General features: G+C 71.5%; 13 protein-coding genes. 6 read left to right on the top strand and 7 right to left on the bottom strand.

Annotated features, from left to right (window positions below; all coding sequences use genetic code 11):
- Positions 1–66 precede the first annotated feature (66 nt).
- The 4 genes from F1D61_RS05430 to F1D61_RS05415 form a co-directional block, all read right to left on the bottom strand.
- Positions 67–333 (bottom strand): hypothetical protein, encoded by a 267-nt coding sequence (locus tag F1D61_RS05430; protein ID WP_203156824.1) that lies wholly within the window; start codon positions 331–333, stop codon positions 67–69.
- A complete protein-coding gene (locus F1D61_RS05425; RefSeq protein WP_203156823.1) occupies positions 320–1,114 on the bottom strand; it encodes a Crp/Fnr family transcriptional regulator in 795 nt (264 codons plus the stop codon). Before F1D61_RS05425 ends, F1D61_RS05430 begins: the two co-directional genes overlap by 14 nt.
- Before the next feature lie 135 nt (positions 1,115–1,249).
- A complete protein-coding gene (gene trmD, locus F1D61_RS05420) occupies positions 1,250–1,981 on the bottom strand; it encodes a tRNA (guanosine(37)-N1)-methyltransferase TrmD (RefSeq protein ID WP_203156822.1) in 732 nt (243 codons plus the stop codon).
- 170 nt (positions 1,982–2,151) lie between these two features.
- Positions 2,152–3,537 (bottom strand): deoxyribodipyrimidine photo-lyase, encoded by a 1,386-nt coding sequence (locus F1D61_RS05415; protein WP_203156821.1) that lies wholly within the window; start codon positions 3,535–3,537, stop codon positions 2,152–2,154.
- Between the two features lie 379 nt (positions 3,538–3,916).
- Between F1D61_RS05415 and F1D61_RS05410 the strand changes: the two genes are divergently transcribed.
- A complete protein-coding gene (locus tag F1D61_RS05410) occupies positions 3,917–4,108 on the top strand; it encodes a hypothetical protein (protein ID WP_048429329.1) in 192 nt (63 codons plus the stop codon).
- Between the two features lie 72 nt (positions 4,109–4,180).
- Here the strand turns inward: F1D61_RS05410 and F1D61_RS05405 are convergent, their stop codons facing one another.
- Complete coding sequence (locus F1D61_RS05405) at positions 4,181–5,266, bottom strand: TRAP transporter substrate-binding protein (protein ID WP_203156820.1); 1,086 nt, start codon at positions 5,264–5,266, stop codon at positions 4,181–4,183.
- A gap of 234 nt (positions 5,267–5,500) precedes the next feature.
- Here F1D61_RS05405 and F1D61_RS05400 point away from each other — a divergent pair, with 234 nt between their 5' ends.
- Positions 5,501–6,082, top strand: coding sequence for a tyrosine phosphatase family protein (locus F1D61_RS05400; RefSeq protein ID WP_203156819.1), 582 nt, complete (start codon positions 5,501–5,503; stop codon positions 6,080–6,082).
- Positions 6,083–6,332: 250 nt separating this feature from the next.
- Here F1D61_RS05400 and F1D61_RS05395 read toward each other — a convergent pair.
- Positions 6,333–7,414 (bottom strand): IS630 family transposase gene (locus tag F1D61_RS05395; RefSeq protein WP_203152705.1). Its coding sequence is split into 2 segments (ribosomal slippage): positions 6,333–6,922 and positions 6,922–7,414, totalling 1,083 coding nucleotides; the frame shifts between segments, so codons are not numbered across the junction.
- 120 nt (positions 7,415–7,534) lie between these two features.
- Positions 7,535–10,027 (bottom strand): ATP-dependent helicase HrpB, encoded by a 2,493-nt coding sequence (hrpB, locus tag F1D61_RS05390; protein WP_203156818.1) that lies wholly within the window; start codon positions 10,025–10,027, stop codon positions 7,535–7,537.
- A gap of 203 nt (positions 10,028–10,230) precedes the next feature.
- On the opposite strand from hrpB, the gene F1D61_RS05385 reads away from it, so the two are divergent.
- The 4 genes from F1D61_RS05385 to F1D61_RS05370 all read left to right on the top strand — a co-directional run bounded on the left by F1D61_RS05385 (position 10,231) and on the right by F1D61_RS05370 (position 13,101).
- Entirely contained in the window at positions 10,231–10,527 is a 297-nt protein-coding gene (locus F1D61_RS05385; protein WP_203156817.1) for a hypothetical protein, read from the top strand.
- 206 nt (positions 10,528–10,733) lie between these two features.
- Positions 10,734–11,234, top strand: coding sequence for a YbaK/EbsC family protein (locus tag F1D61_RS05380; RefSeq protein WP_203156816.1), 501 nt, complete (start codon positions 10,734–10,736; stop codon positions 11,232–11,234).
- 130 nt (positions 11,235–11,364) lie between these two features.
- Positions 11,365–12,360, top strand: a complete 996-nt coding sequence (gene corA, locus F1D61_RS05375) for a magnesium/cobalt transporter CorA (protein ID WP_203156815.1) — start codon at positions 11,365–11,367, stop codon at positions 12,358–12,360.
- Between the two features lie 12 nt (positions 12,361–12,372).
- Complete coding sequence (locus F1D61_RS05370) at positions 12,373–13,101, top strand: SOS response-associated peptidase (RefSeq protein WP_203156814.1); 729 nt, start codon at positions 12,373–12,375, stop codon at positions 13,099–13,101.
- Positions 13,102–13,183: the final 82 nt, after the last annotated feature.

Raw genomic sequence — 13,183 nt, 5'->3', positions numbered from 1 at the left:
GTGGATGCCGGGCGAGCGATACCCCGCGGCACCGGTGCGGCGCCAGGGTGTATCGGCCCCCCGGCATCAACCCTTCGTCGCCGGCCCCGACGCCGCGAGGCTGTTGGCGATGCCGGCCAGCATCGCGGCGGCGCGGGCCGCGATCTCCGGCTCGTGCCCATCCTCGGCCAGACGGCGCTTGGTCTCGATCACGGTCTCCACCGCCTCGACCAGCTCGGCCGCCGGCATCACCCCGCGCTCGACGAGGGCGAGCATCAGGCTCTCGACCAGCATCAGGGCGGCCTGACCCGCGGCGGCGTGGGACCGGTCCATCCCGTCCTCACCGGCCGGCATCGTCGCCGTCCCGTCCCGCCTGGCCGGCTTCCGCCTCCCGCTGCCCGACGAAGTCCGGGGCGCCGCGCTCGGAGATGTCGAGGAGCGGCCCGGCGATCCGCACCAGGGCGTCGAGGTCGCCGATCGTCACCCGCCGCCCCCGCATGGCGACCACGCCGTCCTCCCGCAGGGCCCGCAGCACCCGGTTGACGTGCACGTTCGAGATGCCGAGATGGTCGCCGATCTGCTCCTGCGTCATCGGCAGGTCGTAGGCCGTCGCCCCCGCCGGCAGGCCCCCCGAGCGGATCAGGCGGCCGCGGAGGTCGATCAGCAGCATCGCCAGGCGCTCGTCGGCGCTGCCGCGGCCGAGACCGACGACCCAGTTGTGCAGCCGGCGCTCCTCCTCGATCACCTGCCACATGCAGCGGGTCGCGAGATCGGGGTCGCGCTCGTAGGCCTCGCGCAGGGTGCGGTGGTCGACCTGCTCGACCAGGACCTCGGACAGGGCCTGGATCGCATCCGGACTGTGGGTGACGAACAGGCTCTTTACCGCGAACAGGTCGCCGGGCAGGAAGATCAGGATGAACTGGCTGCGCCCGTCCTCCAGGGTACGCAGGCGGCCGACCCAGCCCTTGCGCAGGCGGAAGATCGTGGTGTTGGCGCTGTCGGCCTCCACCAGCAGCCGTCCGGCCGGGTAGAGGCGGCCGGTCCCCTCCATCACCCGGTCGAGGGCCGCCTCGCCCCGGCGCAGGGGCTCCAGGATCTCGGGCCGGTGCAGCAGGTAACGGGCGGAATCGGGCATGGCGACGTGGCGGTCCGGGCGGGGGGCGAGGCAGGCGTCGCCGGGACGACGCGACCAGGCGACGGACCGGCTCTAGGAAGGACCGGCCGCGCGGACATTTACCTGGGTTGTTTTTCCCTTATACTCCACTGGGGTTTATTTCCGGCTGCGGTCCCGCGCCCCGAGGTCCGGGACGAGGTCCGGGCGCCGCTCCCGGGTGATACGGGCCGATTCCGCCGCCCGCCAGCGGGCGATCGCCGCGTGGTTGCCGCCGGTCAGCACCTCGGGGATCTCCCGTCCCTCCCAGTCCCGCGGCCTCGTGTAGTGCGGGTATTCGAGGCCGCCGCTCTCGAAGCTCTCCTCGACGCCGGAGGCGTGCTTGCCCATCGTCCCCGGCAGGAGCCGCACGCAGGCATCGAGCAGCACCAGGGCCGCGGGCTCGCCGCCCGACAGGACGTAATCGCCGATCGAGACCTCCTCGAGGGCGCGTCCCGCGATCACCCGCTCGTCGACGCCCTCGAACCGGCCGCAGACCACGACGACGCCCGGCCCCTCGCTGAGCGCCCGGACGCGTCCCTGGTTCAGCGGCCGGCCGCGCGGGCTCATCAGCAGGCGCGGGCGCGGGTCGTCGGGGGGGCAAGCCGCGTCGATCGCCGCGGCGAGCACGTCGCAGCGCAACACCATCCCGGCTCCGCCGCCGGCCGGCGTGTCGTCCACCGCCCGGTGCCGGCCGATTCCGTGGTCGCGGATGTTGCGCGCCTCCAGGGTCCACGCCCCGCGGGCGAGGGCGTCGCCGGCAAGCGACAGCCCGAGATGGCCGGGGAACATCTCGGGATAGAGGGTCAGGATCGTGGTGCGCCAGGGCGCGAGGGGGGTGGGGGAGGTCATGCGGGTTGATGGCGCCGGCGCGTAGGGCGGTCAACCGTGCGGGGTCTCGGACGCTTTCCGAGCGATCGCGTCGCGATGCGGAACGCGGCTTCGCTCGAGCGTGGGAAGCCTACGGCTTCACCGTGCGGGCTGGTGATACGAGATCCGAAAGTGATCGTCCGGATGTCGTATCACTCCTCCGCCTCGCACAATTCGTCGACCGCCTTCAGATAGGCCTTGGCGTCGAATTTCTTCAGCGTGTTCGGCCCGAGATAGCGCACGGTGCCGAACATCTTGCGCCGGCCCCACGGCCGGTCGTGCAGGCCGAACAGCCAGCCGATATTGGTGAAGGAGTTCGCGTCGCGCCCGTCGAGGAAGTAGCGGTTGTTGAGCCGCAAGCTCACCGAGAACGCCTCTTCCGGCGAGGGCGACCATTCGAGGATCTTCTTGCCCCAGTACATGCGCAGATGGTTGTGCATGTAGCCGGTGACGCGCATCTCGCGCATCGCGGCGTTCCAGTACTCGTCGTGGGTGCGGCCTTCGGCCAGCGTCTCCTCGTCGTAGAGGTGCGGGCGCGGATCGTCGGCGTGTTCCGCCAGAGCCTTGCGGGACCAGTCCGGCAACGCCGTCTCGTAGCGGTCGTAGCCGGGATTGGTGTGGACGTGGTTCATCGCCAGTTCGCGCCGGACGATCAGCTCCTCCAGGAACGCCGCCCGGTCCTCCGGTCCGCCGGTCTTGGCCGCCTGCACCTTGAGGGCGGCGGCCACCGGCGAGATCTGGCCGAAATGCAGGTAGGGGCTCAGGTGCGAGGCCGCCCCCGCCTCGGGCCGGTTGCGCACCGTGCCGTAATCGGCGAAGGGCCCGGCGAGATAGGCCTCCAGCCGGCGATAGGCTTCCGTCTCGCCGCCGCGGAAGCGGCGCACCGGCGGCACGGAACGGTCGAGCGTCATCGCGGCGAGCGCCGCCTCGGGATCCGAGACGTCGATGTCGCTCGCCAGATCGAGGTCGTCGGCCGGATGCTTGACCTTTCGTGCCCGCAACGGCGCCAGATAGGGCTCCCAGGTCTTGTGGAGCTTGGGCCGCAGGGTCCGGGCGGCGAATTCGTGCTTTTGCGACGCGACCTCGACCGGCACCACCACGTCGCCCTCGACCTGGACCAGCCGGCCGTCGAACCGCTTCTCGATCTCGGCGTACCAACTCTTCTGGATCGTCAGGTAGCCGCGATCCAGCACCAGCATCGCGGCGTTCTTGCCGAGGGCGAGGGCCGCTTTCGCCGGGGTGGCGCGGCGCAGGACGAAGGCGATGCCGCGGCGTTCCAGCCCGGCCTTGGCGTCGGCGAGGCCCTGGAGCAGGAAGGCGTAGTGCCGGGCGTTGGCCTCGGGGAAATGGGCGCCGCCGTCGAGGAGCCCGAACCCGGCCACCACCGGCAGCCCGAGGCGGTTGGCCTCCTCGACGGCGAATTCCAGGGCCGGGTTGTCGCGGCTGCGCATGCCCTGCTGCATCAGGTAGAGCACGTAGGCGCCCTCCCGCGGCGCCACGTCCTTCAGAACCTTGATCCGCCCTGCCTGAATCGCCATTCCCACGCCCCCGTCCACCCGGCGCAAACTAGGCCGTGGCGGGGCCCGATCCAGCGCGGCGCGCCGCCGCTGCCCGCGAAAGTGGCAACGCTGCCGACAATCGCGCCTTGCCATCCGGCGGCGCGGATTTATGGTGTTGCGGTGCGGTATCGCGATGACGTCGCGATACCGCTGCCCTTCTTGGGCGTTTCCTCCCTAGACTTCGGGCCGCTCGCAAGGGCGGCCTTTTTTCTTGGCCCGATGCTTCGGTGACGGGATTCCGGCCGGCTTCCTCTTCGGCCGGCGGAGCTTATGGCCGCGCTCCGCGTTGTTCCCCTGCGCTGGCCCGCCTCGTGCATCGCGGGGCGATCGGAGCCGGGCGTAAGGGAGCGGTCGAGCGATGCGGCAATTCACTTTGCGGGTCGAGGAGAGCGGGGAAGGCCTCGTCTGCATCACCAGCCCGGAGATCAAGAGCCTGTTCGTGGCCGACGAGACCCTGGCCGGAGCCCTGGAGGCGGTGCCGAGCGTCGTGCGGGCGCTGATGCGGGAAGAAGGCCGCGGCACCCTGCCGGGCGAGGAGGCCGCCGAATAGGCGGCCCCGGCCCGGGCAGGCCGTCTTCTGGCAAGTCGTCCTCTTGCAAGTCGTCTTCCGGCGGATCGTCGATCAGCCCCGGGCCCTGGCCCGGATCATGAAGTTGTCGTAGGTGTACTCGGCAACCTGGAACCAGAGGTATTCCTCGTTGCGAAAGGTCTTCAGTGCGTCGTAGAGGCGCTTGAAGTCCGGGTTCCTGGCGCCGAGATCGGCGTAGATCTCGTTCGCGGCCTTGAGGGCGGCCTCCATCACCTCCTGGGGGAACGGGCGCAGCTGCGCGCCGCCGCCGACGAGGCGCCGCAGGGCCGCCGGGTTGCGCGCGTCGTACTTGGCCTGGAGGTCGACGTTGACGGTCGCCGCCACGGCCTGCACGATCGCCCGGTAGGCCTTGGGCAATTCGGCCCATTTCTGGGCGTTGAACCAGAAGTGCAGCATCGTGCCGCCCTCCCAGAAGCCCGGATAGTAGTAGAACGGCGCCACCTTGTTGAGGCCGAGCTTCTCGTCGTCGTAGGGGCCGATCCACTCGGCGGCGTCGAGGGTCTTGCCTTCGAGGGCGGGGTAGATGTCGGCGCCCGGCAGGGTCTGGGTCGCGACGCCGAGCTTGGCCATAACCTGCGCGCCGAGGCCGGCGATGCGGAAGCGCAGGCCCTGGAGATCGGCGACCGACTTCACCTCGCGCCGGAACCAGCCGCCCATCTGGGTGCCGGTATTGCCGCCGGGGAGCGCGTAGAGCTTGTTCTTGGAAAAAATTTCGTTGAACAGGTCGAGCGCCCCGCCCTGGATCATCCAGGCATTCTGCTGGCGGGCATTGAGGCCGAAGGGGATCGCGGTGGCGAGCGCGTAGGTCGGATCGCGGCCGACCTCGTAATAGGCCGCCGAATAGGCCATCTCCAGGGTTCCAGCCCCGACCGAATCGAGCAGGGCGCCGGATTCGCCCGCCGGTGCCGCGGCGACCTCGATCTGGAAGCGGTTGTCCGTCGCCTCGGCGACGAGGCGGGAGAACAGCTCGGCGGCGCCGTAGAGCGCGTCGAGATTGCGCGGGAACGCCGATTGCAGCCGCCAGCGCAGCTCGGGCGCGCCCTGCGCCACGGCCGGGGCCGCGATGGCGGCGCTTCCGGCGAGGCCGATGCCGGCCGTCAGGATGTCGCGACGCTTCATGCTCTCCTCGATCGGCACCGATGCCCTCGACCTGCCCACAGGTAGCGCGCTTCCGATGAAAGCGCACCTCAGGCCCGCGCGTCGTGCCGCGGTGCAAGGCGTTCGTGCGGGCAAGACGCTTGGGTGGGCAAGACGCGGGTGGGCAAGTCTCTCGTGCCGGAGCCAGCCCCATGGTAAGCCCGGCCGATCCCGCGGCGCCCTCGCGCGCCACCCCTCGCCGGAGCGCGACCCGCCGTGAAGCCCGAACCGATCTCCCTGCACACGGTCTGCGGCCTCGAGGAACTGGGCCACCACTCGACCCGCGGCGTCACCCACGTGCTGTCGATCCTCGATCCGGCCTGGCCCGAGCCCGAGGCCTTCGGCGCCTACGACGCGCATCACCGCACCACCTTACGCTTCCACGACATCATCGAGCCGACCGACGGCCAGATCCTGCCCGAGCGCCGGGACGTCGAGGCGATCCTGCGCTTCGGCGAGGACCTGGCGGCCGAGCGGGCGGCGCGCAAGACGCATCTCCTGATCCACTGCCATGCCGGCATCTCCCGCTCCACCGCTGCGATGACGATGCTGCTCGGCCAGTCCCATCCCAACCTCGACGCGGAGGCGGTCGTCGCCAAGGTTCATGATCTGCGCGAAAAGGCCTGGCCCAATGCCCGGATGATCGCCTTCGCGGACGAGGCTTTGGGCTATGACGGCAGCCTCACGGAAGCCGTGCGGCGGCTCCACGCCGAGCAGCTGCGGGTGCGCCCGCATCTCGTCGAGCTGATGCGGGGCTTGGGGCGCGGACGGGAGGTGGATGCGGCGTTGGCAGCTTAGATCGTCTTGCGACGAAGCAATAATGGTTCGTCGCAAGCCATGCGGCTCAAGAACAGGTGCCGAGCGGCGTCTGAGCTCAACGCTGCAATTCACGATAGGACCGCTCGTCTGCTGCTCCAGCTTCACCATCCGCGACCTCATCCTGAGGTGCGAACGAAGTGAGCCTCGAAGGAGGGCTCCAGGGGTCGCCGAGACTTCTGGAGCCCTCCTTCGAGGTCAGTCGATCTGCGATCGACTGATACCAACGGCCCTAAAGTTTGACCTGTGCCCAGTCCCGCGCGGTGATGGAGGTGACGAGGTCTGGGTCGTTGGCGAAGAAGTTCCAGGCGTCGCAGCAGGCGTCGACGATCTGCTGGTAGGTGCGGTAGACCCGGTGGGCGAGCTTGTTCTGGCGCAGGTACTGCCAGACCAACTCGATCGGGTTCAGCTCTGGAGACGAGGCCGGCAAGTGTAGCAACGTGATGTTGTCCGGCACCACCAGGCCGCGCGGGCGAGGCTTCTTGGCGGTGCCGTGATAGCCAGCCCCGTCCAGCACCAGGATCGCGTGCGCGCCAGGCGCCACCTGCCGGCTGATCTCGGCCAGATGCAGCGACATCATCGCGGTGTTGACCGTCGGCAGCACCAGAGCCGCGCTGGTGCCCCGCGCCGGGCAGGCCGCTCCGAACAGGTATGTCCACTTGTAGCGCTGGTCGCGCGGCGCTCGCGGGCGTGTCCCCTTGCGCGCCCAGACCCGCGTCAGCGTGCCCTGCTGGCCGACGCGGGCCTCGTCCTGGAACCAGATCTCGAGCGGCTTGCCGTGGGCGGTCTCGGGGAGGAGTTCCGTCACCCGCGAGGCGAAGGTTTTTTAAAAGCCTTCTGTGCCGCCTCGTCGGCCTTGGGATGCTGCGGGCGCACCGAGAGCCGCACGAAGCCGAGCTTGGCCAAGTGCTTGCCGACCGTACGCTCGTGCATCTCGACCCCGAACAGCTCCCTGATGCGCGCCTGCAGGTCGACCCGGCGCCAGCGCACCACGCCATCCGTGTCCACGTCCGGCCCCGCCTCGACCAGGGCGGCGAGTTGCTGCATCTGCTCGGGCGTCAGCTTGGCGGCGCGGCCCGGCGCCTTACGGTCGCGCAGACCCGCCAGACCCTCGGCGTTGTAGCGATGCACCCAGTCGCGCAGGGTCTGGCGGTCCATCCCACAGGAGCGGGCCGCTCTGGTGCGGTCGGCGCCCTCCAGCACCAGAGCGAGCGCCAGCATCCGACGGGCCGCCGGAATGCTCGGTGCCTTGGAGGAGGCCGCGCGCAACTCCTCGGCGGTCAAATCCGTGCGGGTGATAGCGATCCCGGCCATGGCGATCTCTCCTGATCCGGCAACCGAATCAGAAGCCAAGCCGCGGAGCAACACGCCGAGTCACACTCACCGGCCGTTGGTATAAGTTGGTTCGGCTTCCCTGCCGGGTCGGATTCCGCTTCACGTCCCCCTCGGCTTCGCCCGCCGGGTCGGCGGGGCGGTGGTCGGATCCTCGGGCCAGGGGTGGCGGGGATACTGCCCGCGCATGTCGGCGCGCACCGCGCCCCAGGAGCCGCGCCAGAAGCCCGGCAGGTCGCGGGTGATCTGGATCGGGCGCTGGGCCGGGGAGAGCAGGTGCAGCACGAGCGGCACGCGGCCGCCGCCGATGGTCGGGTGGCGGGTGAGACCGAACAGTTCCTGCACCCGCACGGCGACCGCCGGACCGCCCTCGGCGGCGTAATCGACCGGGATGCGCGAGCCGGTCGGCACCTCGAGATGGGTCGGCGCCTCGGCGTCGAGGCGGGCGCGAAGGTTCCAGGGCACGAGGTCGTGCAGGGCCTCCGAGAGCCGGTCGGCGCCGATCTCGTCGAGGCGGGTGAGGCCGGTCAGATGCGGCCCGAGCCAGTCGGGCAGGGTCTCGGCGAGGGAGGCATCCGAGAGGTCGGGCCAGGGCTCCCCCTCGGCGCCGCGCAGGAACATCACCCGCTCGCGCCATTGCTGTGCCGCCTTCGACCAGGGCAGGGCGCCGACCCCGAGGCCGGCAAGCCCGCGGGCGAGGATCGCGGCGCTGTCGGCATCGGTCGGGACCGGCAGGATCCGCTCGGCGAGCGAGACGGCGCCGAGGCGGCGCTGGGCGCGGGCGCGCAGGGCGCGGGCCTCGGAATCGAACTCGACCCGGGTGCGGGCCTCGATCCGGTCGGAAAACAGCGCCTCGATGGCCGACAGCGCGATCGGCGCGGCGGCCAGGATGCGCGCCGACGAGGCCTTGCCGACGATCTCGGCCACCGCCAGGAACGGCTCGCGGGCGAGCGCGGCGGCCGGATCGAGGGCGCCGCCGCGGCCGTTGGCCAGCACGTAGTCGCCCGGCTTGCCGCGAGCCCGGGCGATCCGGTCCGGATAGGCCAAGGCCAGCAGCGTGCCGGTGTCCGGAGTATCGGCCGGCCCCGCCGGGGCGACCATGCCGGTGGCAATTCTGGCCCAGCCGGCGGCGAGGCGGCGCATGTCCTCGGCCCGGGCCGAGCGGTCGCGGCGGTAGCGCTCGACCCGGTCGGTGAGGTCGACCGCGTCGCCGCCGAGGCCGCGTTCCACCAGCACCGCCGCCAGGTCGGCGGCGGCGCGGGCCGCGTCCCGCCCGCGCTCCGCCGCGCTCACCACCATCCGGGCGAGGCGCGGCGGCAGCGGAAGGGCGCGCAAGGCCCGGCCCGACGCGGTCAGGCGGCCGTCGCCGTCGAGGGCGTCGAGGCCGGCGAGCAGCGCGCGGGCTTCCGCAAGCGCCGGGGCCGGGGGCGGATCGAGGAAGGGCAGGGTGGTCGGGTCGGCGACGCCCCAGGCGGCGCAATCGAGGACCAGCCCCGCGAGGTCGGCGGCCAGGATCTCGGGCCGGGTGAAGGGGTCGAGGGCGCCGGTGGCCGCCTCCGGCCACAGCCGGTAGCAGATGCCCGCCTGCGTGCGGCCGGCGCGGCCCCTGCGCTGATCGACGGAAGCGCGGGAGGCGCGCTGGGTGACGAGGCGGGTGAGCCCGAGATCCGGCTCGTAGACCGGCACCCGGGCGAGGCCGGAATCGACCACCACCCGCACCCCCTCGATGGTGAGCGAGGTCTCGGCGATCGCGGTGGCGAGCACGACCTTGCGCCGCCCCGCCGGGCTCGGCCGCACCGCCCGGTCCTGCTCGGCCCGGTCGAGGGCGCCGTAGAGCGGGGCGAGGTCGATCTCGGGGAAATCGGTCAGGCGCTCGCGCAGGCGCTCCTCGGTGCGGCGGATTTCGGCCTGTCCCGGCAGGAAGGCCAGGACCGAGCCCGGCTCGGCCCGCAGCGCCCGCATCACCGCGTCGGTCACCGCATCCTCGATGCGCTCCCGCGGGTCGCGATCGAGATGGCGGGTCTCGACCGGGAAGGCCCGGCCCTCGGACAGGATCACCGGGGCGTCGCCCATGAGCGCCGCGACCCGGGCGCCGTCGATCGTCGCCGACATCGCCAGGAGCCGCAGGTCCTCCCGCAGGGCCCCTTGCGCGTCGAGCGCCAAGGCCAGGCCGAGATCGGCATCGAGCGAGCGTTCGTGGAACTCGTCGAACAGAACCGCGGCGATGCCGTCGAGCTCGGGGTCGTCCAGGATCATCCGGGCGAACACGCCCTCGGTCACGACCTCGATCCGGGTGCGGGCCGAGACCTTGGAGCCGAGGCGGACCCGCAGGCCCACCGTTTCGCCCAAAGCCTCGCCCAGGGTCGCGGCCATGCGCTCGGCCGCCGCCCGGGCGGCGAGGCGGCGCGGCTCCAGCAGGATGATGCGGCGGTCGCCGCGCCAGGGCGCCTCCAGCAGGGCGAGCGGCACCCGGGTGGTCTTGCCGGCGCCGGGTGGGGCCACCAGCACCGCGTTGGGCCGGCCGGCTGGGGCCGCGAGGGCGGCCGCGAGGTCGCCGAGGACGGCATCGATCGGCAGGGAGGGGACGGAGCGCATGGGCGCCGGGATGGCGGAGCGGACCGGACCGCGCAAGCCCCGCATGGGCCGGCCGCGGGACCCCGGTCGGGCCACCCATTCCGCCCGGACGGGACGACGCGGAAGTTTTCCCGGTCATTTCCGGTACCGCTGGGGAACCGGTTGCACGCCGGACGATTGACGCACGGGTTGGCCGCGAGGGCCACCGGCTGGAGAATACCGCGATGAAGTCTCTGACCCTGGCGCTGGCGGCGAGCGTTCTGCTGGGCGGTCTCGCCATGACACCGGCCTCGGCTGCCGTCACTGCCCCGGCCCCGGCCGTCGCCGGCGCCGAGTCGACGGTCGAGCACGTCGCCATGCGCCGCCACCACCACTATCACCGCATGAAGCGGCACGACCGCCACATGCGTCGCCACATGCGCCGTCACCATATGCGCGCCGGCAATCCGAATGCCCGCAACCCGTCGCGTCCGGGCTACCAGCAGCAGCTCGGCAACACCACGGGCGGCCCGCGCTACTGACCGTCGGCGTCGCCCGACCGTGCGGCGCGTGCCGCTCTCCCGTCCGGGGGAGCGGCACGCGCTTCGTGCCTTTCGCAGGCGCGGGTTCCCGCAAGGGGCTTGCGCCCGCTGCCCCGACGGGCGAGGGGAGGCGGATCGACTTCCGTCGCCAACCCAGAGGCCCTGTCCGTGACCGCTTCCGTCCGTCTGAGCGGGACCGCCCGCCGATGAGCCTCGCGTCCGTCAAGGCGGATCTCGCCGCCCGCGCGCCCGACCTCGCCGTGCTGGAGACCGAGGCCAGTTCTGCCACCGTGGCGCTTGCGGCGGCGGCCCACGGCGTCGAGCCGGCCCGCATCGCCAAGACCCTGTCGTTGCGCCTCGGCGAGAGCGTGGTCCTGCTGGTGGCGCGCGGCGATGCCCGCCTCGACAACCGCAAGGCCAAGGCCGCCTTCGGGGTCAAGCCCCGGATGCTCGGGCCCGACGAGGTCGAGGCGATCACCGGCCATCCCGTCGGCGGCGTCTGCCCGTTCGGCCTCGCCACGCCGCTGCCGGTCTATTGCGACGTCAGCCTGAAGGCCTTCGACGAGGTGGTGCCGGCCGCCGGCTCCCCCAACAGCGCCGTGCGGGTGAGCCCCGAGCGGATGGCGGCGCTGACCGGGGCCGAATGGATCGACGTCTGCCAGCCGCCGGCCGGCGAGACCGAGGCCGCGCCAGCCGCCGCGCCCTGACGCCACGCGAAACACCGGACGGCTGTGGACCGGGCGTCATCGACAAGCGGGGCGCCCATGACCTAGCTGTCACGGAGCCTTCAAGCGGACGGGCCAGAAGGCCTTTCCCGCCCTCGCCAGAGACCGTCCCTTGATCTTCGTCCATCAGCCGAATGCCTGCGCCAGCACCGGTCAGCCGCTCCTCGAGCGGCGCCTGCTCGAAATGTCCGAGCCGATCCCGCCCGACGCGCTCTGGATCGACCTGATCGAGCCGACCCGCCAGGAAGACAACAAGGTCGAGGCGTTCCTCGGCATCTCGATCCCGACCCGGGAGGAGATGCAGGATATCGAGCCCTCGGAACTCCTCTACGTCGAGAACGGCGCCCGCTACATGACCGGGCGGCTGCTGTGCCGGGTCGATACCGACGACGCCATGCTCACCGGCGTCACCTTCATCCTGCGCGACAACAAGCTCGCCACGGTGCGCTACGACGATCCGCAGGCATTCCGGATGTTCGTCCACCGGGCGGCGCGGCCGGCCGGGGTGATGCTGGCCGGCGAGGCGATCCTGGCCGGCCTGATCGAGACCATCATCGACCGCGCCGCCGACGTGCTCCAGCTCCAGGGCGAGCGCATCGACCGGCTCTCGCGCCGCATCTTTGCCGAGCATTCCGATCCGAGCGCCCGCAACGCGGAGCTGCAGGACACCCTGCGGGCGCTCGGGCGCCACAACGAGCTGCTGTCGCAGCAGCGCGAGAGCCTGGTCTCGGTCGAGCGCATCCTGCTCTCGCTCTCGGCGAGCTACCGGGCCAGCAAGGCCCCGCGCGAGGTCCGCGAGGAAGTCCGCTCGACCCTGCGCGACCTTCAGTCGCTCGAGGAGCATGCGAGCTTCCTGTCGGGCAAGATCCAGTTCCTGCTCGATGCCACACTCGGCCTCGTCAACCTCGAGCAGAACAACATCATCAAGCTGTTCTCGGTCATGGCGGTGGTGTTCATGCCGCCGACCCTGATCGCCTCGATGTACGGCATGAACTTCAAGGTGATGCCGGAGCTCGACTGGGGCTTCGGCTACCCGATGGCGGTGGTGATGATGGTGGTGGCGGCGATCCTGCCCTACGCCTTCTTCCGCTGGAAGCGCTGGCTGTAGGGGGGCAGGGGCATGTGCGGCCGCTTCTTCGTCACCTCCTCGCCCGAGACGTTCCGCGAGGCCTATGGTTACGCCGAGCAGCCGAACTTCCCGGCTCGCCACAACGTGGCGCCGACACAGCCGGTGGCGGTGGCGACCTCCGAGCACGGGCGGCGGCGCTTCGTGCTGATGCGCTGGGGGTTCCTGCCGGCCTGGGTCAAGGACCCGGACGATTTCCCCCTCGTCATCAACGCCCGGATCGAGACCGCGTCCGAGAAGCCGAGCTTTCGCAACGCCCTGCGCTACCGGCGCTGCATCTTCCTGGCGGACGGCTTCTACGAGTGGCGCCGCGGCGGCCCCCGGGGGCAGGCGCCCTACGCGATCCGCCGCGCCGACGGCCGGCCGATGGCGCTGGCCGGCCTGTGGGAGACCTGGAGCAGCCGCGACGGCTCGGAGATCGACACCGCGGCGATCGTCACCTGCGGCGCCAACGGGCTCTTGGCCGGCATCCACGAGCGCATGCCGGCGATCCTGTCGCCGGAGGGGGTCGATGCCTGGCTCGACATGCGCGACGTCGATGCCGGGCGGGCGGCCGCCCTGTGCCGCCCGGCGCCGGAGGAGTGGCTGGATCTGGCGCCCGCGAGCCGGCGGGTGAACGACGTGCGCAACGACGAGGCGGGGCTGCTGCGGCCGGACGAGGATGGGCCGGTGACGCCGAAGCCGCCGGAGCGGAGGAGCGAGGCGCAGGGATCGTTGTTCTGAACTTTTCACACGACTCGGATCGGTTCAAGACCGGCCGCGAATACCCGCTCCGATGCTCCGCGCGTCCATCGCCACGGGCCGC

The sequence above is a fragment of the Methylobacterium aquaticum genome (assembly GCF_016804325.1).
Classification (GTDB): domain Bacteria; phylum Pseudomonadota; class Alphaproteobacteria; order Rhizobiales; family Beijerinckiaceae; genus Methylobacterium; species Methylobacterium aquaticum_C.
Note: the sequence above shows the minus strand (reverse complement) of the source record. Positions and strands in the feature narration are given on the sequence as shown.